The 22,843-nt window shown below is 62.6% G+C and carries 18 protein-coding genes; 6 read left to right on the top strand and 12 right to left on the bottom strand.

All coding sequences use genetic code 11. From position 1 onward, the window contains the following. Nucleotides 1–331 precede the first annotated feature (331 nt). A complete protein-coding gene (locus WI26_RS30005) occupies nt 332–658 on the bottom strand; it encodes a hypothetical protein (protein ID WP_059509331.1) in 327 nt (108 codons plus the stop codon). 2,554 nt (nt 659–3,212) lie between these two features. Here WI26_RS30005 and WI26_RS29995 point away from each other — a divergent pair. Then, entirely contained in the window at nt 3,213–4,529 is a 1,317-nt protein-coding gene (locus WI26_RS29995; RefSeq protein WP_059536518.1) for a replication initiation protein, read from the top strand. Nucleotides 4,530–4,623: 94 nt separating this feature from the next. Here WI26_RS29995 and WI26_RS29990 read toward each other — a convergent pair whose 3' ends face one another. From WI26_RS29990 to WI26_RS29980, 3 genes are all read right to left on the bottom strand, one after another. Further along, nucleotides 4,624–5,652 (bottom strand): ParB/RepB/Spo0J family partition protein, encoded by a 1,029-nt coding sequence (locus tag WI26_RS29990; RefSeq protein WP_069228237.1) that lies wholly within the window; start codon nt 5,650–5,652, stop codon nt 4,624–4,626. Then, nucleotides 5,645–6,340, bottom strand: a complete 696-nt coding sequence (locus WI26_RS29985) for a ParA family protein (protein ID WP_006759638.1) — start codon at nt 6,338–6,340, stop codon at nt 5,645–5,647. The genes WI26_RS29990 and WI26_RS29985 overlap by 8 nt, the downstream gene beginning before the upstream one ends. Nucleotides 6,341–8,124: 1,784 nt before the next feature. Next, nucleotides 8,125–9,252: an MBL fold metallo-hydrolase gene (locus tag WI26_RS29980; protein ID WP_069228236.1), complete on the bottom strand. Its 1,128-nt coding sequence runs from the start codon at nt 9,250–9,252 to the stop codon at nt 8,125–8,127. 83 nt (nt 9,253–9,335) lie between these two features. Here WI26_RS29980 and WI26_RS29975 point away from each other — a divergent pair, with 83 nt between their 5' ends. The 4 genes from WI26_RS29975 to WI26_RS29960 all read left to right on the top strand — a co-directional run bounded on the left by WI26_RS29975 (nt 9,336) and on the right by WI26_RS29960 (nt 13,816). After that, nucleotides 9,336–9,989 (top strand): TetR/AcrR family transcriptional regulator, encoded by a 654-nt coding sequence (locus tag WI26_RS29975; protein ID WP_059536523.1) that lies wholly within the window; start codon nt 9,336–9,338, stop codon nt 9,987–9,989. A 193-nt stretch (nt 9,990–10,182) separates the two neighbouring features. Beyond that, the gene (locus WI26_RS29970; RefSeq protein WP_059536526.1) at nt 10,183–10,674 is read left to right on the top strand and encodes a flavodoxin family protein; all 492 of its coding nucleotides are present in this window, start codon (nt 10,183–10,185) and stop codon (nt 10,672–10,674) included. Nucleotides 10,675–11,404: 730 nt separating this feature from the next. Continuing rightward, on the top strand, nt 11,405–12,064 hold the full coding sequence (locus WI26_RS29965) for a ProQ/FinO family protein (RefSeq protein ID WP_069228235.1): 660 nt from the start codon (nt 11,405–11,407) through the stop codon (nt 12,062–12,064). A 690-nt stretch (nt 12,065–12,754) separates the two neighbouring features. Continuing rightward, entirely contained in the window at nt 12,755–13,816 is a 1,062-nt protein-coding gene (locus tag WI26_RS29960) for a DMT family transporter (protein WP_069228234.1), read from the top strand. An 88-nt stretch (nt 13,817–13,904) separates the two neighbouring features. Here the strand turns inward: WI26_RS29960 and WI26_RS29955 are convergent, their stop codons facing one another. The 8 genes from WI26_RS29955 to WI26_RS29920 all read right to left on the bottom strand — a co-directional run bounded on the left by WI26_RS29955 (nt 13,905) and on the right by WI26_RS29920 (nt 21,017). Then, on the bottom strand, nt 13,905–14,270 hold the full coding sequence (locus tag WI26_RS29955; protein ID WP_069228233.1) for a bleomycin resistance protein: 366 nt from the start codon (nt 14,268–14,270) through the stop codon (nt 13,905–13,907). A 115-nt stretch (nt 14,271–14,385) separates the two neighbouring features. Then, nucleotides 14,386–14,979 carry a nitrogen fixation protein NifQ gene (locus WI26_RS29950; protein ID WP_069228374.1) on the bottom strand — a complete coding sequence of 198 codons (594 nt, stop codon included), beginning with the start codon at nt 14,977–14,979 and terminating at the stop codon, nt 14,386–14,388. An 87-nt stretch (nt 14,980–15,066) separates the two neighbouring features. After that, nucleotides 15,067–15,492, bottom strand: coding sequence for a TOBE domain-containing protein (locus tag WI26_RS29945; RefSeq protein WP_060323122.1), 426 nt, complete (start codon nt 15,490–15,492; stop codon nt 15,067–15,069). 181 nt (nt 15,493–15,673) lie between these two features. Then, nucleotides 15,674–17,173 (bottom strand): efflux transporter outer membrane subunit, encoded by a 1,500-nt coding sequence (locus tag WI26_RS29940; RefSeq protein ID WP_069228232.1) that lies wholly within the window; start codon nt 17,171–17,173, stop codon nt 15,674–15,676. Next, nucleotides 17,170–18,141 carry an HlyD family secretion protein gene (locus tag WI26_RS29935; protein ID WP_060323116.1) on the bottom strand — a complete coding sequence of 324 codons (972 nt, stop codon included), beginning with the start codon at nt 18,139–18,141 and terminating at the stop codon, nt 17,170–17,172. The genes WI26_RS29940 and WI26_RS29935 overlap by 4 nt, the downstream gene beginning before the upstream one ends. Nucleotides 18,142–18,143: 2 nt before the next feature. After that, nucleotides 18,144–18,356 carry a DUF1656 domain-containing protein gene (locus WI26_RS29930; protein ID WP_069228231.1) on the bottom strand — a complete coding sequence of 71 codons (213 nt, stop codon included), beginning with the start codon at nt 18,354–18,356 and terminating at the stop codon, nt 18,144–18,146. A gap of 34 nt (nt 18,357–18,390) precedes the next feature. Further along, the gene (locus WI26_RS29925; protein ID WP_069228230.1) at nt 18,391–20,541 is read right to left on the bottom strand and encodes an FUSC family protein; all 2,151 of its coding nucleotides are present in this window, start codon (nt 20,539–20,541) and stop codon (nt 18,391–18,393) included. After that, nucleotides 20,538–21,017: a MarR family winged helix-turn-helix transcriptional regulator gene (locus tag WI26_RS29920; RefSeq protein WP_059509306.1), complete on the bottom strand. Its 480-nt coding sequence runs from the start codon at nt 21,015–21,017 to the stop codon at nt 20,538–20,540. Before WI26_RS29920 ends, WI26_RS29925 begins: the two co-directional genes overlap by 4 nt. Nucleotides 21,018–21,418: 401 nt before the next feature. Between WI26_RS29920 and WI26_RS29915 the strand changes: the two genes are divergently transcribed. Further along, complete coding sequence (locus WI26_RS29915) at nt 21,419–22,831, top strand: PLP-dependent aminotransferase family protein (RefSeq protein ID WP_069228229.1); 1,413 nt, start codon at nt 21,419–21,421, stop codon at nt 22,829–22,831. Nucleotides 22,832–22,843 lie beyond the last annotated feature (12 nt).

The following is a 22,843-nucleotide window of genomic DNA, read 5'->3' as shown; positions in this document are numbered from 1 at the left end:
TATGTGCAGCCGCTCGATTGATGCGAATTTCCTGTGCGCTTGCGCGAAGCCTTATCGCTCGTGCATGATCGATTTTCGTTTTGTGATTCATCCATCGATCTGCTGCATTCCGTAGGATTCCTCTGAAAATGAACAAGCAGGATGGTGTGTGTCGTTCACGGCGAGCAGGAAGATTCGACGGATCGAGATGGCATTCATCTCTTCTATAAACAAAGGATGCCGAATCAATTGGCCCGGATGTCACATCTGCATGGTGACTGGCCGCGCATCGCGTTTCAGCAGCACAAACGACAAACCCCGGCTCGCGCCGGGGCTTGTCTTGGCGGAATGCTTATTGGCTTGCGCCAGCGGCTTCGCCCGCCTTCTTCTGAGCGTTCTGCAGATTCTGCGGATAGTTCGGATCGTTGGCTGCCGGCTTGTAGCCAGCGTCTTCGAGTTTCTTCAGCTCGGCGTTGTTCTTTGCACGCGCTGCCTTGTGTTCGGCTTTGCGTTTTGCTCGCGCTGCCTTGCGTGCTTCACGCTTCGCGGCTTTCGCATCCGATGCGGCGGATGCGGCCGGTGCGCTGGCGTCGGTCTGCGCGAACACCGGAGCGGCCGAGCCGAAGAGGAACGCTGCTGCCGTAGCAGCCAGCGTCAGTTTTCTGATCTGGATTCGCATCGCTGAACTCTCTTTTCTGATTGGTCACGGAGTGAAAGCACATCGAGATACCGCCCCTGCCCCTGACCAGTCTTCATGTCGCGGTCAGGGCCTTTGCATCATAACCGTGTTGCAAGAAATGTGGCGCCATCGTGCGTACCGTCGCGGGGATACATGTATGGGAGTGTCCTATCGTCATGTGTCCCGCGCGCCGCCCGCTCCGCTTTTCGTTGGCGCCACGACGATGCATCGTGCTCGGCAGCCACGCAACATGCACGACCGCGGCAACGGTGTGACGAAGCGGATCGTTCCACCGATACTGTGCAGATTGCCGATGAAGATTCAATCGATCTAGGTATTTCCCACCCTCGCACAACGCCGACTGTTTCATCCATGGAAATTGCTGCTCACGCAACGCGATCGTTGTCTCATGAGCGGGACATGCGGCGGGATCGCGGACCTGTGCACCATGTTGCGACTTGCTGCCGCCCGAACGGCGGTTGCTCCCATAAACGACCACGATTCATTCGTACCGAGCCTGCCGCGTTCCGCCGCGCGTCGGCACGATGCGAGTCGAACGTTCGGGTAACCGATCGCCGCACTCATGGTCACCTGTTCAGTTCTATTCGTCGCCGGTTGTGGGAGATGACGTCTACGGGTAACGACGACTTCCGCCTCTCAAGGTGAACGCTTCGATCGACATTCGTTCACGATTGCGCTCGGGCATGACGCCTTCGGTCGCCGGTGCGAGTGCGTCGCGCTTGGTTTCGCACCGACGTCGCGCACAGTCTTCAGCCTGACGAGAACGGCGATGTGTTCGGCGCCGCGTGTATGCCCCACAGCTTTTCCGTTCGGTGACAGCATCGGGGTAGAGGCGTCGCCTCACGGTTTGTTAGTCCGGCAGACGCCTTGTAGGTGAGCTTTTACAGGAAAAGGCCGCTTCCTACGGTGAGAATTTTCGGGATTCGAGTGCGGATCCTGTGAGACTGAGTCATGCCGATAGCGCAGCCTCACGTTCGGGTCGGCTCGCCAGGATTGTTACGATCGAGTGCCCATAGTCGGCATCTCGCGCGGCACAGTGATGTGATTCCGGTCGAGCCTCGGAATACGTTGCCAATTCCGATCCTGGGCCAAAGGTAGAAAACCGCGACGCGGAATGAGCGGTGCAAGAGCCAGCCGGCTCCGTCGGTGGACGGGCCATCGGCTGGAAAGTGCCCGACAGATCAATATGTGACAACCGAAGAGTTCTCCATGGAAACGGTGGCACAGATGCCAAAAAAACGGCTCGAGAATGAATTTCGGCGATTTCTCACTGCATTGACGGAAACCTGCGGACCCCGCTGTCGGGCGCGGCTGTCGCCCATCTACGGGAAATCCCGGACGAGGAACATGCCGTTGGGGATGTCTTTCACTCCCATAGGTGGGAACCTATGCCCCGAAAACGAGGATTTCCTCCCATAAGTTTCTACGTTTGAGAGCTTGTTAGTGGGTACTCACCATCAGGAAATGCCTTGCCAGGCTTGGAACGCTTGAAAAATAAGGCAGAAATGGGGGGTTCGAACAGGCGAGGCGTCTGGATTGCTGTGCTTACAAGCCTTTTCCGTACGCATGGGTAGCGGTTTATGGGGGGTGTTTTTCTGCACAGGCACACGTGTGTTTACATCTTTGATAAACAACGTTTACTTCTTTAACTACTTTTAGACGGCTCACAGCCTTGTCTGGCAACGGTTTGCCAGGTGTTCGGTACCCATTTATGGGGGCACAGGCGGATGAATATGGGGTTTCAGGTCTGTGGATTTGGGGAATCCGGTACCGAGCTGTGGGAAATGGGGGATGTGGATATGGGGAACACGTAGCCTGCTATGGGATTTTCGCCCAAAAACGCGTCAGGTAGCCTTCTATGGGGGAAGCTATTGGTACCCATTTATGGTGCCTTCTTGCTGAATCATCTACGGTGCCGGGCACAGCATTTCATGTGGGGTTGCCAGTTATGGGATGGATTTCAGGTAGCCGTTTATGGGCGACAGCTTGGGCAGAATGATCTCGTTCTGCTCATCCCTTAGGATCCAGGGTCCCATAAACAGGATCAGGGCGGCGGAAAGGTCACCTTCTGTGGGGGAATCATGAGGTAGCCATTTATAGGAGATGCTTTCGTCTTGGAGATACCGATGGAGGCAAGACGCCGAGCTGGCGGATCTGAATAGGTACCCATTCATGGGATATTCCAAAGGTAGCGTGTTATGGGGGAATGCAGACCGTGTTGCAGGGCACCACGAACCGGATTCGTCAATCCAGTTGCCCTGGATTATTTCCCATGAATGGGTACCTTCAGTAAGGCAATTCCCATGCCGGCCTCTGGCGTCAGGCCACACAGGTAGCCGGATCTGGGAGTGGTTCTTGGCGAAAAGGTATATGGATATGGGGTGTCGCACAAATCGTGAAAATGGAATTTTTCCTTTTGAATCGCTATGTTAGCGGCACTATTGAAAGTGATACTGGAGAACGGGTCGTTGCTCGACGGCTTGAAAAGGTATAAAGTCCGCCATCAACACGGTCACCTTCTCCGGACATCACGATGCCGCGCAAGCCCGCAATCAAAGGCTCCGACAAGCAGGTTTCGCTATTTCAGACGCCCGAACCGCCCGATCTGCTGCGCAAGGCGGTCCAGGCGATTCATATCGCTCCAAAGTCCGGAAAGATCGGTCTGCAGCAGCGCAAGATGTTCAGCTCACTGATCAAGAACGCCCTTCGTCAGGAAGCGTTCGAGCCGGGCCGGACGAGTTTCTCGATCTCGATCGCCGCGCTGTCACATGAGAGCGGGTTGAACAGCAACAACACGAAGTATGTGAAGGACACTGTCAACTCGCTGATCAGTACCGTCGTCAACTGGGACTACCTTGCCGCGGACCGCTCGACAGTGTGGAAGGCGTCGGGCTTGCTCGCCGGCGCCGAGCTCGAGCAATCGGTGCTGAAGTACAGCTTCTCCGACCAGATTCGCAGCGAACTGCTCAATCCGGAAATCTACGCGCTCATCGATATGCGGATCGCGCGCGAGTTTCGGCGCTCGCACTCGCTTGCCCTTTGGGAAAATACGGTGCGCTACGAGGGGATCGGCATCACGGCAAAGATTCCGCTGCCGAAATTCCGCGATCTCATTCTCGGTCAGGACAAAGCGTCGCAGTCGTACAAGGAGTACAAGCTCTTCAAGAGCAAAGTCCTGGTGCCGTGCATTCAGGAGGTGAACGAAGTTTCCGACCATACGCTCGAGCTGATCGAACACAAGTCAGGTCGCAGCGTGGAGGCTGTCCAGTTCAAGGTAACGCGCAAGCAGAGCGCGGATACGGTCGAGGAAGGCGACGTCAAGAACGAAGCACTCGTCGACGAAGTCGCCAAGTTCGGCATCCCGCGTTCGGAAGCGCGCCGGTTGATCACGCAGTATGGTGTGCAGCGCATCAAGGCAGCAATTGCCTATACGCTCAATCGGACTACGAAGAAGAACGCAGCGCCGGTCGACAACGTGGCCGCATATTTCCGTAAGGCGCTGACGCATGGCTATACGCTGGCCGACGGGCAGGGGACCGAAGCGGCCGCGCCGGCAAAGGAATCCGCGCAGAGCAAGCAGGAACAGATTCGCGACAAATATCTGGCCGCAAAGGTCGACGAAGCCGGCGCGTATTTCCGCGAGCTGGAGATCGACGACCAGACCAGGCTGCTCGAGCGTTACAACGAAACGGTGGCCGGTTCGAAGGACCTCACGCTGTCGCCGAAGAAGAAGGCGAGCAAGCTGGCGCAAACCAGCTTCTTCCGGTGGTTGGCGCTCGATACCTGGGGCGAACCGACCTCGGACGACTTGCTGGAATTCCTGCTGAAAAGCAGCCTCGCGACCAACTGATCAAGGCCTCGCAGCCTCGCGTGCGCCGTGTACCGGATTTCGTCCGGCCGCGCGGAGCCATGCAGGTGCGAGGCTTTGCTTTGGGTGCCTTCTTTTACTTTTGCGCCGCTACCGCCAGTTCAGCGACGTATGCGTCGATCACGGTCTTGAGCCGGTCGGCAAGCGCTTCCTGATGGGACGCATCGACCCCCTTCAGTTGCAGATCCAGACGCCCGTCCGGATAAGTCTTCAACTGACCGATCGCGCGTGATTCGAGCGCGAAATCGTGGCGAACGCTGTAACGTGTACGCCCGGCCTTCTTGTTGCCGTCGCTCTGCGCGCGCAGGAAATTCTCGAGGTCGCGCACCGACTTTTTCCGGTCGATCACCGCCGTGAGCAGACGGTCGGCCGCCGGTTCGCCGAGGCGCTCGAAAATCAGTTTCAGGAAGTACGCGGCTTGCAGCCCGACCACATCGTTCGCGCTGGCCATCCGTTCGAGCAGCGTGTTCGGTAGTGCATTCAGCGACAGTGTCTTGCTGATTGATGCCTTGTCCTTGCCGATCTTCTCCGCGAGCGTGTTCTGGTCGGGAAAGACCTTTTCGTCGAGGAGACGTTTCCACGCCACCGCATCATCGAAGATGGTCTGGCGTTCGTGGTCATGGTTGGCGCGATACGCGATCGTGTAGAGCTGCTCGGGGGTGTGGTCCGTGCGAAACGTCGCATTGATGGTTTCGTCGCCGTTGATGCTCGTCGCGCGCAAGCGGCGTTGTCCGTCGATCACGACGAGCTTGCCGGGAAATTCCGGGAGACGCGTGACCTTGATCGGTTCGATCTGCCCTTCCCGCTTCAGCGTCAGTGCGAGCTCGTGCAGGCTCGACTCGGAATAGAACACGCGCGGGTTGAACGGGTTCGGGATGCAGTCCTTGACGGCAACTTTCTGCGGGGCGCCGAGATCGAGCGCGTCGGCGGGCGTGGCAACGATCGTGGTAGCGGTCGGGGCCTCGACCGCCAGATTCGGTGCGGGCGCCGGCTCGGGCAGGCGCGTTTCCAGCGCCGCGTTTTCCTGCGCGAGCCCGCGCAGCAAGCCGGCTGCGAGATGCAGGTTGCCAGTCGGCTTCTTCTCTTTCGATGTGTCCTTAGCCATGAGCGGCTCCGGTAGCGCGCGTCGACGCGATGTATTGGGCCATTTCGGTGACCAGCCTCTCGATTTCCGCGCGGGCTTCTTTTAGCCCCTTCAGGTATCGATTGTGATGATGAATCGTGGTGCCAAGGGCGAACGTCTGTCGGTACACCTCGCGCTGCGCAATCTGGCTGTCGAGCAGATGCTCCCCTATTTCTTCAGCCCTTAGAATTTTTAAAATTTCTTCTCGCATTTTAGTTTTTCCATTGACGCTATTTAGCATCAGCGCGGAAGACAAATTCGGGTTACGAACGGCCCGCATTGACTCGATCATCCGAATCATCGCGACGGTGCTGTACAGATCGGCCGGCGACGGCGACAGCGGCACGAGGCAGAAATCGGCGACTTCGAGCACGGACGCAATGCGGGGGTCTTCGAGGTTGCCGGGGCAATCGACGACGATCACGTCGAAATTTGCATCCTGCTTCTTGATTTCGCCGCCGATACCGCGACCGGCGGGGGCTAACGACAGGACTGTCATCGGAAGCGTGTTTTCGCCGCTCGTCACCCATCTGACCGATGTGCCTTGGGGGTCGGCATCGATCAAAGCAACTTTGTTGCCGCCCGCCTCGAAGGCCGCAGCGATATTGACGGAAATGGTGGTCTTTCCAGTACCACCTTTTTGATTACTGACGGCGATCTTGAAAGCCATTAAATCTCTCCAAGGAGTTTTGCGTAATATATGCAGTTATTGTGGAAAAGTCCAGAAAAGTGTTAGACGGGAAGAGAAATTTTTCTATAGATGTTGTTGTCACGTGACAAGCAGGTCAAATGGCTAGTTAAGTACTTTGATTCAAAAGTGATGTAAACAAAATTACGGCATGGCACTCGACGTAAGGTGCTAATGGAAGTGTTGAGGACGTCAGCGTCGCAGGACCCGAGTTCATGACAGTGGTTCCTAGATCTGATGTCGCTATCGTTGGTAATCTCGACGCAGTTTGGCGATCGGCTTGTGATCCGGAGCGGTGTCAGGATTCGAGTTGTCACGTGACAAATTGACTTGACTAGCCAAGACATCAAACGCTTGTGGACGGGAAGCAAGCAGACTCGACGCGCGATCGCGATATCCGCGATTTCTTCTTCGTCGCCCCTCATTACATCGACTTGCGTCCAGATATGGCGGATGGTGCTTGCGCTGCGACTGCAACTGATGCGGGTTGTTACGTGACAACCTGCCTGGCGGCGATCCTAGACGCATATCCTCAAGCTCAACGCAGTCACGATAGTAGTTTGCGAATGCGAAGAAGTCCGTTCGATATATGAGTGAATCGGGGCCAATTGGGCCGGATCACTGATGTGTAGACCATCGGTTTGTTGTCACGTGACAACCACTTCGGCTTGATGCTGGAATGATCAGCTTGATGCTGCCGAGAAATCTTCAGTGACGGCGTAAGAGGATTTGCCGGACGAGCGGGGATATATGTGTGATCTATGCTGGCCGAGCCGATCGAGGTCTTCTCTCGAGGCTCCGGAGCGACGCATGCTTTCAATCTCCACCGGCCGGCCAACCGAGGGATTGATATGGCCCTAATAAACGGAACAGATCAACGGGCTCGGGGCAACGGCGGTGAGGCGGGCGGGGGCAGAATTGAATCTTGTTGTGCCCCCGTTGATCCGACGTAGAGAGCACTGGCATCGCGTCACGCGTTCTTGATTGGCTGGACGCGACTTCATGCACGCGTTGGCGATGCAAGACGGCGCAAATCTGTCGGGCGTGAAACAATTCTTCAAAAAGGGTAATGGTCCCGAAACCCTTACCTGGCAAAGGGTTGCGGCACTTTCTTCATGCTGTTTCACGCAAAACAAGCGCGAGCAACAGGCAAAATGGGGGCACATGAATCTGGCGCGCGCTGCTTGGGTTAGATAATCACGGTTGGCGCGATAATGTATCAATCAACACGTGTTGTGTGATAAATAATACGATCCATCGGATCGACTGTAGTTCGATTGATCTGTTTGAGATCAATACCCCGCGCGGAACAGGCTAGCAAGGATTCAATAGATGTGGCGAGTTCTTCATCGCTAGTTGTCACGTGACAACGCGCAGCGTCGACGGCGCCGGATTACAAGTCTGCAGGCAATGGGAGGAATCGAAGCGAGGCCTGGTCAATCTTGAGTTTGCGACGCGCTCCAAGGCAACGTTGAGCTAAGCCGGATTCTGTAGACTGCCTCGATGATCGCTTCGGATAGGCTTGGCCTGTGTTTATCGCGGTGCGGATGAGGCAGCAACCTGGAGATTTTGCGTCAAGAGGGCGAGTGCATCGTCACAATTGGGTCGGTCATATATAGCTCGGTCTCTGACGGATGTTTGCTGCCGGGAGCGCGATCGATCGTCGTCGCCCACGATCGACCCAAGAGTCCGTGACGAAGCCACACAGCACGACGAAAATTCGCTGCCGCGACGTTTCCGGCCGGAGACCGCCGCGGCCAGCGGACCTACTTCGTCGCCTGCGATGTGCACATCTGCTGCCACCGACGCCACTTCGTCGCCGGAGCCTTTGCCGGCTCATCGACCGTTCGCCACCAGCGTTCACCGCGATGCGGCGCATCCAGATCGAGCCGCTCGCCCATCCTGGGCGTCGACAGCTCAATGCCGCGTACCATTGCCAACGCGGTGACGCGCTCGAACGGTTCTTGCCAATGGTGCATCGCGAGATCGAACGTGCCGTTGTGAATCGGCATCAGCGTGCGACCGCGCAGGTCGATGTGCGCTTGCACGGTTTCTTCCGGTTGCATGTGCACGTAGGGCCATTGCGGGTCGTATGCCCCGGTCTCGATCAGTGTCACGTCGAAGGGCCCAAGCCGTTCGCCGATTGTGCGGAAACCATCGAAGTAGCCGGTGTCGCCGCTGAAGAACACCCGCAGATCGTCGTCGACGATGACCCATGACGCCCACAGCGTGCTGTTGCCATCAAACAAGCTGCGTCCGGAGAAGTGCTGTGCCGGCGTCGCGGTCAGTGTCAGACCATCGACGTCGACACTTTGCCACCAGTCGAGCTGGCGCACCTTTTTTGCTTCGATACCCCATTCGATCAGGCGGTCGCCAACGCCCAATGTCGTGACGAACACGCTAGTCGTTGCTGCAAGCGCGAGCACCGTGTCACGGTCGAGGTGATCGTAATGATCGTGCGACAGGATTACGCCGCGCAACGGCGGGAGGTGTTCAAGCGTAATCGGTGGCGCATGGAAGCGCTTTGGGCCGATGCGCCGAAACGGCGATGCACGTTCGGCAAATACAGGATCGGTCAGCCAGAATTCGCCGCGCAGTTTCAGTAGCAGCGTGGAATGCCCTAGCCGATACAGGCTGCGATCCGGGGCTGCGTCGAGTTGTTCGCGAGTCAGTGAATCGATGGGCAATGCGCTTGTCGGAACCGTGTCGCGTGGTTTGTTGATCAGCATGTTCCATGCAATGCTGAACGTTTTGCCGAAGCCTTCGGCCGGTCGCGGAGCAACGTTGCTGAAGCGCACGCCGTTGTGCTGCGGCGACTCGCCGGACAGCGTTCGACCACGCCTGGCAGCGGCGAAACCCAATACGCGATGAAGAAATACGAGAGGCGAAGCCATGTCGATTCGTCCGGAAAATAAAGTACACCGATCAGTGTAGTTTATCTCTGGGAAAAGTAAACTGACGGGTGTAAAATTTTTTGATGGATACGAGCACTTCTCCTCAACGGCTGACCGATCGAAAGCGTGCGGCAATACTAGCCGCGGCGATCGAGGAATTCCTTGCGGCCGGCTATGACGCGACCAGCATGGATCGCATCGCCGCGCGCGCGGACGTGTCGAAGCGCACCGTCTACAACCACTTCGCGAGCAAGGAAGCATTGTTCGCGGCGATCCTGCATCAATTGTGGGACGCGACGCTGACCGCCAGCGCACCGGCTTATCGTGCCGACGTGCCGCTGCGCGACCAGCTTCTCGCGCTGCTGGGCCGCAAATTGCGGTTGCTGAACGACGAAGCGTTTCTTGCCCTCGCCCGCGTTGCGATTGGTGCGGTTATCCACTCGCCGGAACGCGCGCGAGATATGGTCGAACGCATGGGCGAGCGTGAAGAAGACCTGACAATCTGGATTCGTGCGGCCGCGGCGGCTGGCCGGTTGTCGGTGACCGATCCCGAGTTTGCCGCGCATCAACTGCACGGGCTCGTGAAGGCGTTCGCGTTCTGGCCGCAAGTGACGATGGGCCAGCCGCCGCTCGGCGCACACGAACAGCAGAAGGTCGCGGAAACGGCCGCCGACATGTTTCTTGCGTACTACGCGCGCGCGAACCACACCGATGTGACTCGTACCGGGCAGGACTGACCGCGCGTCGTGTGAGGCGCGAAGCGAAACAGTCGTGTCGATATCCGCAAGGCAAGCCTCATCCATCGCCTCGAGAAAAGCGCCATTCGACAACCGGCGAATGCAGGCACTGGTACACACGTGGACGTAGCTGGATTGAGGCGGACCGACGCATGTGAAAGGGGCAAATGAAACCGAACGCGAGCAAAAATTGATGAAGACGCTGTTGATCGTCTATCACACGATGACCGGAGGCACGCAGCAGATGGCCGAAGCGGCCGCGGATGCCGCGCGCGAGCAACCCGGCGTCGACGTCAGGTTGCAGCGCGCGAATGCGACCAGCGCGGACGACGTGCTCGCTGCCGACGCCTACCTGTTTGCTACGCCGGAAAATCTCGCTGCGATGTCGGGGCTGATGAAGGACTTCTTCGATCGCTGTTACTACGCTGCGCTCGATCGCGTGAACGGTCGCCCGTATGCGGCGATGATCTGTGCTGGCAGCGACGGACAGAGCGCGCTGCGCCAGATTGACAGAATCGCGACCGGATGGCGGCTCAGAAATGTGGTGCCGGGCCTGATTGTCTGCACCCATGCGCAAACACCGGAGCGGATCCTCGCGCCGAAGACGATTGGCAGCGAGGATCTCGCACGGTGCGCGGAGGTCGGTGCGGGTCTCGCTGCGGGTTTGGCGCTTGGCGTGTTCTGACTGCCGGTGATCGAGCCGGCAGAAGCGTAGCCGCGGCCGCGTGCAACGACCGGAGCGCGGCGCCTGGTGTGCAGCGCCCGATTGCACTGAATTCACAAGACCCCTACTTTTCGTGAGCCGTCGCTCACGCGAATCGCATCGCGGTCTGCGACAGCGGCGAAAACCGGCGCCACGCTGGCGCACCGACGCCGCCGCACAATCGACGATAGATGCGGACGCAACTAATAGAAAAGAATGCCGGCAGCGATTGAGGAAACCCGCGACGCCACGCGAATTGTATGCAACAGCCCGATCCCTCGGAGATGCGAACCCCAGGTATCGGCGTTTTCGTTATCCATACCATTGGGCGCCATTTCGTAGTGTGGAATAACCGATGAGTCGCGCGATCGGTGCACCGAACCCGAAAGTACCGTTAACGACACTACGTAACGCGAGGGTCGATCCACCGCGAAAACGCCGCCATAATGCGCTGCACGACCGCGCGGACGCATGGCCTTTGCCTCGGATCCGTCAAATGCGAACCGCTGAGTCAACCGATGGCCGCGCGTACCGGTATACTTCCACTCCTGCCTTTGTCCGGCATCGTGGCCGGGTGCCTGAAACAGTGGTGGTGGCGATGCGGCCCCGCAATGATCCGCGTCGGTGGCAGATGAGCCGCAGGCGATGCGGCGAACGCCGATGTGCGGAATGGCTGCACGAACCACGCCTTATATTCCTGGTGGATTGAATTATGGGTTTTGAACAACTTGCCGAATTGCGGGCGCAGCTCGCAGCAAAGGCCAAGCAGGAGCGCAACGCGAAGCGACCGGCTACGCAACCGGACGCAGGCGCGAAGCCGAAGTCCGGCGACCGGCCCGCTCGCGGGGCCAAATCGGGTGCCGGGGCCAAAGCGTCGTCCGGCGCGAAATCCGCTTCGGCGAAGCCGTTGACGCCGGTCGATCCGGTTATCGTCGCGATCGGCAAACTGCAGCGCCGCTTCCCGCGCGCGTTCCCGAAAAATCCGGCCCCGAAGGTGCCGCTGAAAGTCGGTATCTGGGACGACCTCGCTCGCGAGGCGCAAGCCGTCGGCCTGAGCGAGGCCGAGCTGCGCGAGGCGATGTCAACGTGGTGCCGCGGCAATCGTTACTGGTCGTGTCTCGTCGAAGACGCGGTGCGGGTCGATCTGCAAGGCAACGAAGCGGGGCGCGTGACGCACGACGACGCGGCGCGTGCGCGCCGGCTGAAATCGCGCCGTCCGGGCAACAAGGGCGGAGCGCAAGCGGCGAAGGGCGCACAGCAACAGCCGAAGGCGCAAGCGCAAGCCGACGCCGCCGCGTCGCAGCCGGCGACCGCAGACGTACCGGCCGACGCAGCACCGCAGCCCGAGCAGCAAACGGCCGCGAGCGAGTAACACGCGACGTGTCGCCGCGCGACCGCGTGGCGACGGCCTGGCTGCATCGCGCATGCAGCACATCACATAACAGACCGATCTGCCCCGAGGGCAGGTCGGGACTGCCTCCGCTGGCGGCACAGCCAGTCGGCCTCACGCAATCAGCATCGAACTGCCAATCGAACCGACAACGAAAGCGTGTCGGCGGCTGCCTTGTATGCAAGGTATTTGTCACACCAGGCGAGCGTGGCGACGGGATATCTGCCAGGGGCGGCATGCATCGATCAATTCGCGGTCGCGCCGCGCTCCGGCGAATGTTGAATGGATGGGCATCGCGTGCGGCTGCGCATCGATCTTGAGAGCGGACGGCCGACGCGTGTGTCATCGTGTAGGCGGCCCGCGTCCATCCGGTCACATACCGGCATGATGATTCGTTTTCCTAATGTAATTGGATTGCAGATGGAACCCGGATTCACGCCCACGACGGCCACGTTGGTTGGCGGCCAATGACACACGCGCGATAATCTGCCCAGCACGAATCGTCGGACCGGTACATTGCCGGCAGCGCATGACGCGACAGGTACCTGAAAGCCAGCGCAACTCGCCCCGACATTCACCGAAATCGAGAGGCACCGGCAAACCGTACGCACCACCGCATCACGCGATGGCTGCCGATTCTGCACGCACAACGCCCTACGCAAAGACCGCATCATGAACCCGAGACACTCCGCGATTCTCGTCGCGCTCACCGCCGCTGCGCTGTTCGGCGCCGCGACGCCGCTGGCCAAGGTGCTGATCGGCGCGATGTCGCCGTTCATGGTCGCCGGCCTGTTCTATCTCGGCAGCGGGATCGGTCTCGGTATCGGGATCCTGCTGCGCCGGTTGCGCCGCCGCCGCTTGCCGGCCGAGGACGCCGCGCCGCTGCGACGCGCGGACCTGCCGTGGCTCGCTGGCGCGATCGCGGCCGGCGGCGTCGCGGGTCCGGCGCTGCTGATGCTCGGACTGTCGAGCACACCGGCTGCGACGAGTGCGCTGCTGCTCAATCTCGAAGGCGTGCTGACGGCGGTCATCGCGTGGGTCGTGTTTCGCGAGAACGTGGATCTCCAGGTGTTTCTCGGCATGGTCGCGATCGTCGCTGGCGGCACGCTGCTGTCGTGGATCCCGGGGCGCACGGGCATGCCGGGCGGCGCGTTGCTGATTGCCGGCGCATGCCTGTGCTGGGCAATCGACAACAACCTGACCCGCAAGGTTGCCGCGAACGATGCGATGGTCATCGCGTGCGCGAAAGGCCTGGTCGCCGGGCCGGTGAACATCGGTATCGCACTCGCGACCGGCGCGGCGCTGCCCGCCGGTCCCGCCGCTGTCGCCGCGATGCTGACCGGCCTCGGCGGCTATGGGATCAGTCTCGTGTTGTTCGTCGTCGCGCTGCGTCACCTCGGCAGTGCGCGCACCGGCGCGTATTTTTCGGTGGCGCCGCTGTTCGGCGTCGTGCTGTCGTTGCTGATCTGGCCGGCGTTGCCGTCCGTCACGTTCTGGATCGCTGCCGCGCTGATGGCGCTCGGCATCTGGCTGCACGTGCGCGAACGGCACGAACACGAGCACGCGCATGAACGGCTCGAGCATACGCACCGGCACCGGCACGATGAACATCATCAGCACACGCACGATTTTCCGTATGACGGCGACGAGCCGCACACGCATCCTCACGTTCATCTGCCGATCACGCACAGTCACGCACATTTCCCGGACATTCACCACCGCCATCGTCATTGACCGTTGATGGCATGCGCAATATGCATCGCAAGGTATCCGTTTATGGGGTGTTGTTTCGTACCCACCGCACCCATCGACACGGGTCGATTCAGTTGTCCGTCTGAATCAAGCGAATCAACGAGCCGTCCGGGTCGATCAGCGCGCCGACGCTGCCACCCCATGCCTCCCGTTTAGGCCGATGCGCGCGCGGCCAACCGGTCGTCTGCTCCGGAATGCCGGCCGCGAGCACCTCGTCGAAAAATGCGACGACATCGGCGAGCCGAAAACAGCAACTGAACCAGCTCGTGGCCGGGTCGAGACCGGGATGCGGAAAGAATTCCAGCAGCAGGTCGCCGCGTCGCAGGATCATCCAGCCATCGTCGCGCCACGTTTCGACGAAGCCGAGTTTCGAGTAGAACAGCGACGTGGTTTCGAAATCACGCGACGGCAGATTGGGACTCGCGACGTCAGCCACGGTTGTCTCTCCGGTGAACGCTTGCGATTGAATGAAGGCGTGGACAGCGCATGGACAGATGTCGCGCATGATCGGTCAAACGATGCGCGCCGGCAAGCCGCGCAGGCCGCCGTCGTCAATATCGTGCCCGGGGAAAGCAGAAACCGAAATCCTCGCACCCGGGACATCCAGGCGCGGGCCCAGGCGGCTGCCCGAGCGATGCGGCTACTTCCTGCGCGAGGAATTTCTTCCAGCGTAACTGCGCGGTATTGCGTGCAGCGAGCGCGGGGAAATAGCGATCGAGCATCGCGGAGACCGCGTCGCGTCCGTCGAGGCCCAGATCGCGCCACAGGTGATCGGGGCGCAGGCACGCATGCGCAATGATTGTCGCGACGCAGTCAGCATCGTCGTGTGCGACGGTGGGATGCGCATCCCGCATCAGCAGCGCGTGCAGTGTCGCGACGAACTGCGCGTGCGCGGCCGGCGGCGGCGCGATGGCGGCGGCCGATACGAGCGCGGCGGCATCGGTGGAACGCAAGTGCGGAAACCGGCGGGCAAGCAGGCCGCTCAACCGTACGGAAGACAGGCCGAGCAGCGCAAGTTCGTTGCGGCATGCGCGTGCAGCAACCAGTGCGCCGAACAGGCGTGCATCCGGGGAGTCGGTGTCGTACGCCCCGGACAGCAGCGATTGAAACATGCGTTGACGCGCATGCTCCAGCGCGGACGTCATCGTGCGCGTGTGCACGCAGCGTTGCACCCTGTTCGCGGGCGCGGCGAACGATGGGGCGCCATTGCGATCAATTGCACGGTCAGCCGATCACTCGACGCCGATGATCACGCTCGACGCCTTGAAGATCGCAGACGCGGGCTTGCCGCTCGCGAGGCCGAGATGATCGACGCTGTCGTTGGTGACGATCGCGACGATTTCCGCACCGCCCGCAGCCTTGACCACGACCTCCGAATTGACCGCGCCCTTCGCAATCGACGACACGGTGCCCGCGACGCAGTTGCGGGCCGACACCTTGCTGCTGTCGACGTCGACCATCACGATCACCGACGATGCCTTGATGAGCGCGAATGCCTTGGTGCCGGCCGCGAGACCGAGCGATGCGGCGCTGCCGTGCGTGATCACGGCGACGATGTCGAGGCCGTCGGGGGTACGCAGCGTGATTTCGTCGTTGACGGCGCCGGGCTTGACGGCGCTGATCTGGCCGGCGAATTGATTACGGGCGCTGGTTCGCATGATGACTCTCCGGGAAATGGGCCGCCGGCGCGTGGCCAGCGAATGACGGACACCGCGGACGAGTTTACCGGCAATGCAGATGAAGCGCGACGTCGGCATCGACATACCGGACATGCGAAACGACGCACGATGCCGCACGACGGCAGGCGCGTCGTGCACGCCGCGCCGCCCTGGGGCGCGCTTACTTTGCAGCCGTCGACGCAGCAGCCGGCGCGCCGGCTGTCGTCGTCTGCTGCGCCGCAGCGGCCTTTGCATCGCTTTCCCATCCCCCGCCGAGCGCGAGGAACAGCTTCACCTGGTCGGCCGCGACCTGACCTTCGGCCGCAGCGACCTGCGCACGCACGCTCGTCAGCGTGCGCGTCGCATCGAGATCCGAAATGAACGACTCGCGGCCGGCCGTATAGAGCCGGTGCGTTTCGTCAGCGGAACTGCGCGCCGATTCGTAGGCCGTGCGCAGCGCATCGGTGCGCTGCACGTCGGCCGCATAGGTCGCGAGGCTCGACTGCGTTTCGCGCAGCGCGTTCAGCACGACGCCGTCGAAGTGCGCGAGCGCGCCACCGGTCGCCGCCTCCGCTTCACGCACGCGCGCGCGCTGGCCATTGACCGGGAACGACCAGCTGATCAGTGGTCCAAACGACCAGCGATTCGTGGTGGACGAGAACAGGTCGGCGGCGACGCCGACCGAACCGGCGGACGCGCCGATGCTGATCGACGGATAAAGCGCGGCGGTCGCGACGCCGATCCGCGCGGTCGCCGCGGCGAGCTGACGCTCGGCTTCACGAACGTCGGGACGGCGGCGCAGCAGCGCGGCACCGTCTCCGATCGGAATCGGCTGGCGCAGCTTCGGCAGGCGTTCGCATTCGGCAACCGCCTTCGGCAGGTCGGCGGGCGAACGCGCGAGCAGCGCGGCGAGCTGGTATTGCGCGATCTTGCGGCGGCCTTCGAAGCGCGGGATGTCTGCCGCGAGCGTGCGCACCTGCGTGACGCCGCGCGTGACGTCGGTCTGGTTGCCGCGTCCCGCATCGCGCAGGCGCTGCGACAGCTTCACGCGTTGCTGCTGCAGCGCGAGCGATTGCTTCGCGATCGCGAGTTCGTCGCCGGCGGAGCACGATTCGACGTACGCACGCACGACGTCCGCGACGACGGTGATGCGTGCGAGGTCGGCGGCCGCTTGCACGGCTTCGCTGTCCGCGCGCGCGGCTTCGACGCCGCGCCGCAGCTTGCCGAACAGATCGAGTTCGTACGACACACTGATGCCGACCGTACCTTCGTTCACGACCGGCAGCTTGTTTTCGAGCAGATATTGCTCGGCCGATTCCTGCGCGCGCTGCACGGCTGCTTCCGCGCTGCCGGAGAAGCCGCCCTGTTCGTTCGCGACTTGCAGCGCCGCGCGCGAACGTGCGAGGTTGGCGGCCGCGACGCGCAGGTCGGTGTTCGATTTCAGCGCGCTGCGCACGAGTTCGTCGAGCACGGGATCGTCGTACAGCTGCCACCAGTTGCCGGGCACCGCATTGCGCGATACGAGCGTGCCGTTCGCGTCATCGAACGCGTGGTTCGCGAGCGGCGCATTCACGTACGCCTGCTGCGGCAGCTTGTAGTCGGGGCCGACGGACTTGCACGCACCGAGTGCGAGCGCGAGCGGCGCGAGTGCCGCCGCGAGGCGCAGGCCATGCCGCTTCATTGCGATGCTCCCGTCGCGCTGACGGCTGCGGGCGCGGATGCCGCAGGCGGCACGGCTGCTCCGGAAGCACCGGCAACCGGCTTCACATTGTCGTCGCGGCGCGTGTCGGTGCGCACCGCGACGGTCGCGGTGCGGCCGGCAATCATCCGGAAGTCGTCGGGCACCTCGTCGAGCACGACGCGCACAGGCACGCGTTGCGCGAGCCGGACCCAGCTGAATGCGGGGTTCACGTTCGGCAGCAGGTTCGCGCCCTGCGTGCGGTCGCGATCCTCGATCGCGGCGACGATGCTCTGGACATGGCCGCGCAGCGGATGCGGCTCGCCCATCACGACGATGTCGACCGGCTGGCCGATATGGATGCCGCGCAGCTTGGTTTCCTCGAAGTAGCCGTCCACGCGGAACGAGTTGCGATCGACGACCGACAGCACTGCGCGGCCAGCCGGCACGTATTCGCCGACGCGCGGAGCGCGGTCGTTCAGGTAGCCGTCGACGGGGCTCACGATCGTCGTGCGCTGCAGATTGAGCTTCGCGGTGTCGAGCGACACCTGTGCATCGGCGGCGGCGGCTTCGCCCTGCTCGACGCGCGTGCGGCTTTCCTCGACCTGCTCGCTGGCGACCAGGTTGCCGAGCTGCAGGTTGCGCGCATATTCGCGCTTCGCCTGAGCGAGCGTCGCGCGGCGCTGCGCGAGCGTGGCTTCGGCCAGCCGTTCCGCGAGCGTGTAGCGGGCCTGATCGATCACGAACAGCACCTGGCCGCGCTTCACCTCCTGGTTGTCGGCGACCTGCACGGCGGTGATGAGCCCCGACACGTCGGGCGCCACCTGGATCACGTCGGCGCGCACGTGGCCGTCGCGCGTCCACGGCGAGAACATGTAGTAGTTGATGATCCGCCACAGGACGAGGGCGGCCACGACGACGACGATCAGGGTGAGCAGGATCTGCCCTGCCGAGAGCCAGGTTTTTTTCACGGTTAGCTAGCCACGAGATGGTGAGACACGATGACGACGGCGGCAAGCACGAACACATAGATGCCGAGGTCGAAGATCGAACGATGCCAGACGAGGCGGTAAAAGCCGACGCGTTCGAGCAGCGCGCGCACGACGGTGTTGATCAGGTAGGCGATCAGCATCAGCACGAGCGGAGCCGGCACGAATACGCCGAAGATGTCGATTTCGCCGATCATGGTCGCGGTCGGAAAGACAGGTTGGGTAGCGGGATCATGCGCGCGCTCCATCCGGTGCGGCATGCGGCGGCTGCGCGGACGCGGCCGGGTACAGCGACAGGCGCAGACCGACGAGCGCGTGCAGCGTATCGCGCAGCCGGCGGTGTGTCGCGGGTGTGGCAGGCGCAGTCGGAGCGGCGTGCGCCGTGCCGTCGTCCGCCGATGTGGCGGACGCGCCGGGCAGGTTGCGGCCGGCCACGCGTTGCAGCGCATCGTCGATCGATGCGAGCAACGCCGGTGGTGCAGGCTGTCGCGCATTGGCGGCCGCGCAGCGCGTGTAGTGCTCGGTGACGCCGGCCAGCACGCGGTCGATCGCGTCGGGTACGTCGCCCGTCAGCTTGCGGCGCGAGCGGTGCAGGTCGAGCGCATTCAGCGCGATGCGCAGGTCGCGGAAGCTCTCGATCGACGGGTGGCGGTGGTCGTCCGACGCGCCGAGGCGCGGCAGCAGTTGCGTGACGCGATCGAGCATGCGCGATGCGTGGTTGCGCTGGTCGTCGAGCGGCTGCGTCGACGCGGAGCGCGCGACGTCCTCCCAGCCCGAGCGCAGCAGGCGCCGCACTGCAAGTTCCGCGCCGAACGGACGCGTCGCGCGCGTCCACACGTACGCGAACAGCAGCCCGGCGACGCCCGCGAGATTGCTGTTCAGGAACACGAAGAAATCGGCGTCGTACGCGCTCTGGATGCTGATGAAGGTGGCGGTGTTCACCGCGACGAGCATCGTCACCATGTTGAACTGCGGGCGTGGCAGCAGCGTGCCGATCAGGATGAACGGCCCCGCGAACATCAGCACGAGCATCGGGAAGTCGTGCACGTGCGGCAGAACGACGAACAGGTACAGCCCGGCGAACACGACGCTCGCAGCCGTCGACAGGAAGAACTTGAACACCAGCGGTGCCGGTTCGTCGAGCGCGGCGAAGAAGCTGCACGACACGGCCACGAGCGTGACGGCCGCGGCACCGTCGTGCCAGCCCGACGAGATCCACAGCCAGCACGCGAACATGATCGCGAGCACGACGGTCAGCGTCGAGAACAGCATCATCCCGCGATCGAAGAAGCGTTCCGTGCCGCCGAGACGCCAATGCCGGTAACGCGGCTGCCAGATGCCCGACTCGTTCGCGATCAGCGCGCGCAGCGAGCGGCAGTCCTGCCAGATGTCGATGACCTGATGCAGCCGCCAAAGCGCGTTCGACAGCAGCGCGCCGTCCCAGCTCGCGAGCGCGCCGTCGGACGGCTGCAGCGACGCGATGCGCTCACGCAGATTGTCTGCGACCGGATCGTGGGCCACGTCGCCGTCGATGCCGGCCTTCACGGCCGGCAACGGCGCGTCGAACCACTTTGCCGCGTCGGCGAGCAGCGCGTCGAGTGCCGGGGGTCGCACGTGCAGGTCGCGCATCAGCGCGATCAGCGGATCGGCGAGCGACGACATCAGCGGCAGGAACAACTGCATGCGACCTGCGAGCGCCTGCGCACGGGCGAGCACGCGCGGGTGCGCATGGTCGTAGCTCAGCTGGCTCAGCAGGAATTCAAGGCCGGTGATGGTTGCGGCGAGGCGTTGCCGGCACGCCGACAGCGCCTTGCCAGCGATGCGTCCCGACAGCGTCTCGCGGCCATAGAACGCTGCGTCCTTGAACCATGCGTCGGTGCGCTCGATCAGCGTCGGCGCAAGCCGGTTCGGGAATACGGCGCTGCCGACCACGCTCGCGCACACGATGCCGAGCACGATTTCCTCGGTCCGCGCGATCGCGACGTCGAAGATCGTCGACGGATCGGCCACCGTAGGCAGCGCGACCAGCGGCATCGTATAGCCGGCAAGCATGAAGACATAGCTGCGCGCGGTGCGGTCGGAGATCGCGAGGTAGAGCAGCGTGCCGCACCACGTTGCAACGATGATGCTGAACAGGAACGGCGTTTCGACGAACGGCGGCACGAACAGGATCGCCGCTGCCGCGCCGAGCGCGGTGCCGAGCGCGCGATACAGCGCCTTCGAGCGCGTCGCGCCGACGAACGGGTTCGATACGATATAGACACTCGCCATCGCCCAGTAAGGGCGCGGCAGCTGGAAGTACAGGCCGAGGTACAGCGCCAGCATCGACGCGGCGAACGTCTTGCCCGAGAACAGCCAATCACGAAGGCTCGGATAGGTCATGACGCTGAACCGGCGGAGTGAGGCGGACGCGATGCCGGATGCTGCGCATCGGCCGCGTTGAATGCGTTCAGCACGCGCAGCGTCGCTTCGAGATCGGCGCGCGTGACGCCCTTGAGCACCTGGGCGCGCAGCACGCGCAGGTCTTCTTCCATCTTCGCGGTGACCGCGCGGCCGGCGGCCGTCAACGAGATCGTTTTTGCGCGGCGGTCGTGCGGATCTTCGTCGCGGCGAGCGAGGCCCGCGGCGCACAGCTGGTCGAGCAGGCGCACGAGCGACGGTCCCTCGATACCCACGTGCTCGGCGAGCGTGCCCTGGCGCACGCCTTCGCCGAGGCGGCCGGCAATCAGCAACGGCGTCGCGCAGGCTTCGGACACGTTGTACGCGGTCAGCACGGCGTCGCTCGTGCGGCGCCATTTGCGCGCGGTGAGCACCAGCAGGCTGCTGACGGCGAGGCGGAGGTCGTGCAGGTTGGTCATGGGCGAGATGATAGGGGCAAAAACATTCGATAGCAAACTATCGTTTTTGTCACCCGCGTGTCACGTCACGCGCCGGGGCGCCGACCCGCAACGAGCAATTTAGGCGGCGGGTCGCGGGCTGGTCAAGCTGCCCGGTTGCGGGCGTGCGACGCCTCCTTATATATCGCGTGCGATCGGGTTCGGACGCGACGATGACACGTGGCGGCCCGGCGATCAGCCCCGGAATGTAGGGGTGTTGTAAGAAATATGCGGCCCTGCATGATCGCGTACCGGCCATGCCGCCCGATCGGATTGCACCACGCGTGCCGCATCGTCCTGGTTCAGCACGCGATTGCACTAGGACAATAATTTCCGGGTGTCTTTCTGAGCGACCATGTGGAAGCTACGACGGAGACATCGAGATGGGACGGACCGAGGTATCGGCGCGTTGGCACGACGCGATCGGCACGGTGCACGGCATCGAGTCGAAATACAAGCGGCTCGTGAAGGCGATCGCCGCCGACATCGAAAGCGGCGCCCTCGCACCGGGCGCGCGGCTCGCGCCGCAGCGCGACGTGGCGTCGAGCCTTGGCGTCAGCGTGCAGACCGTCACCAATGCGTACAAGGAACTCGAGAGACAGGGCCTGATCCGCTGCGAAGTCGGGCGCGGCAGCTTCGTGGCCGCGCGCGTGACCGAATCGATGTCGAACTACATTCTCGACACGGCCGAGCGCGAGCTGGTCGACTTCTCGATCGCGCGCATCGTCCACACGCCGGAGCACGATGCCGCGTGGCGGGCCGTCTGCGCGGCGCTGGCCGATGCCGACGACCAGCCCTGGATTCGCTCGTTCCGTCCGATCGCGGGCCTCGATGCGCATCGCGAGGCCGGCGCCGCATGGCTCGCGTCACTCAATCTGCCGGTTCATCCCGAATCGCTGCTGATCACGAACGGTGCCGCGCACGGCATCTTCCTCGCGCTCGCGTCGATCGTCGGGCCGGGCGACACCGTGCTGTGCGAGAGCCTGACCGACCACGGCGTAATTGGCTCCGCGAACGTGCTCGGGTTTACGCTGAAGGGGCTCGAGATGGACGAACACGGGATCCGTCCCGAACATTTCGAGGAAATGTGCGACGGCGAGCGGATCAGTGCGCTCGTTTGCACGCCGACCCTCAATAACCCGACCGTATCGATGATGTCCGATTCGCGCCGCAAGTCGATTGCGCGCATTGCGTCGCGCTATGGCGTGTACGTGATCGAGGACGACGTATACGGCCCACTGCCCGCGAAGACGGCCACGCCGATCGCGAGCCTGATTCCCGACCTCGGCTTCTACTGCACGAGCATGACGAAATCGGTGCTGACCGGGCTGCGCACCGGCTATCTCGCGATGCCGAGGCGGCTCGCGCTGCGTGTCGAGAGCGTGCTGCGCGTGAGCAGCTGGATGGCGACGTCACCGATCGCGGAGATCGCGACGCGCTGGATCGCAGACGGCACCGCGCGGCGGCTCGTCGAACTGCAGCGGCAACGGCTCGCGGTGCGTCAGGACATGGTGAAGGCCGCGCTCGGCCCCTATGTGCTGGGTGCGCATCCGAATGCGCTGTCGGCGTGGTTGCGCGTGCCCGACTACTGGCAGGCTGACCGGCTCGTGCGCGAATTGCGCGCCCGCAAGATCGCGGTGACGTCGCCCGATCCGTTCCTCGTCGGCGGCACCGAGCGGCCGAACGCGGTGCGTGTGTGCATCGGTGCGGAGACGACGGATGCTGCATGCAACGCTGCGCTGGCGACGATCGCGGGCGTGTTCGAGCAGTATCCGCACGTGCACGATTTTCACTGAAGCGAAGCGGGC

Source organism: Burkholderia diffusa, assembly GCF_001718315.1.
Taxonomy (GTDB): Bacteria; Pseudomonadota; Gammaproteobacteria; order Burkholderiales; family Burkholderiaceae; genus Burkholderia; species Burkholderia diffusa_B.
Note: the sequence above shows the minus strand (reverse complement) of the source record. Positions and strands in the feature narration are given on the sequence as shown.